Consider the following 1271-nt stretch of genomic DNA (forward strand, 5'->3'; position numbering starts at 1 on the left):
CGCTTCCTTCAGGCCCAGGCCGGTGATGGCGCGGACAGCCTTGATGACTTCGACCTTCTTGTCGCCGGCCGACTTCAGGGTGACGGTGAACTCGGTCTGCTCTTCAACAGCAGCGGCCGGGCCAGCGGCAGCAGCCACGGCAACCGGAGCAGCGGCGGAGACGCCGAACTTCTCTTCGATGGCCTTGACCAGCTCCATCACTTCCATCAGGGACTTCTCGGCGATGGCGTCGACGATCTGTTCGTTGGTAAGGGACATGATTAATACCTTTGGATGATTTTCTGGGTTGAGGTTCCGTCAGGAACCACGGTAAGTCGAAACTCAGGCGGTCTCGGCGGCCGGCTCGGCAGCGTCAGCGGCGACATCGCCACCACCCTGCTTCTCGCCAACGGCCTTGATGGCGCGGGCAAACATCGTGACCGGCTCGGTCAGGACGCGGGCCAGCATGGCCAGGGCCTGATCGCGGGTCGGCAGCGAGGCCAACACGTCGACGTGGCTTGCCGGGAACACTTCGCCACCGATGGCGACGACCTTAGCCTTCAGCTTGTCGTTGCCCTTGGCGGCTTCCTTGATCAGGCGACCGGCAGCGCCGGGCTCCTCGAGCGAGAACGCGTACAGCAGCGGACCAACCATCTGGTCCTGGGCGACTGCGAACTCGGTGCCTTCAACGGCACGCGAAGCCAGGGTGTTCTTGACAACCTTCAAGAAAACACCGGTTTCACGAGCCTGCTTGCGCATCGCGGTCATCTGGGCNNCGCGGTCATCTGGGCGACCGTGGTGCCAGCGTATTCGGCTGCGATCAAGGAGTGGGCCTTGGCGGCGACGTCTGCCAGCTCGGCGACTACTTCTTGCTTCTGGGACAGATTGAGAGCCATTGCACTCCTCCTATTGAACTCCGCTTACGGCTCCTGCCGTGTGCGGTCCTGTGCGGCATCCGTCCTGGACGCCGGGAACATCGGGATGATGTTCCGGGGGGTGGGCCGTTCCAGACCTGGAGGCAATCAGGGAAATCCCAGACATGCGTGAACCAGAAAAACTCCAGAAGGGCACCATCTACGCAGGTTGATTCCGGGGAATCGATTAAGCGTTCGTGACGGCTCCGGCGGCGACTCCTTGCCAGATCGAGCTTCCGTGCCCGTCGCCGGTAGTGCCACGACCGCGCCTGCGGTCTTTGACGGCTACCGCGGGCGATGCACTGCCAGCGATGCCTTCAAATGTCACGGTCACGGCACCAGGGGCGCCGTGACCGCTTCAAACAATTACTTCAGGGT

General features: G+C 62.6%; 3 protein-coding genes. All 3 read right to left on the reverse strand.

All coding sequences use genetic code 11. The features are described from left to right. A partial coding sequence (rplL, locus tag CJP72_RS25125) for a 50S ribosomal protein L7/L12 (RefSeq protein ID WP_162383917.1) occupies positions 1-258 on the reverse strand: 258 nt, incomplete at its 3' end. Positions 259-321: 63 nt separating this feature from the next. Continuing rightward, the gene (gene rplJ / locus CJP72_RS25130; protein WP_238340178.1) at positions 322-747 is read right to left on the reverse strand and encodes a 50S ribosomal protein L10; all 426 of its coding nucleotides are present in this window, start codon (positions 745-747) and stop codon (positions 322-324) included. Beyond that, complete coding sequence (gene rplJ / locus CJP72_RS26520) at positions 744-875, reverse strand: 50S ribosomal protein L10 (RefSeq protein ID WP_446714993.1); 132 nt, start codon at positions 873-875, stop codon at positions 744-746. Before rplJ (CJP72_RS26520) ends, rplJ (CJP72_RS25130) begins: the two co-directional genes overlap by 4 nt. Positions 876-1271: the final 396 nt, after the last annotated feature.

It is taken from the genome of Citrobacter sp. NCU1, assembly GCF_010231475.1.
GTDB lineage: Bacteria > Pseudomonadota > Gammaproteobacteria > Enterobacterales > Enterobacteriaceae > Citrobacter_D.

What these genes read in the sequence shown, in the direction of transcription:
- rplJ (WP_238340178.1), bottom strand. Translation starts at nt 747, where the DNA reads ATGACCGCGATGCGCAAGCAGGCTCGTGAAACCGGTGTTTTCTTGAAG.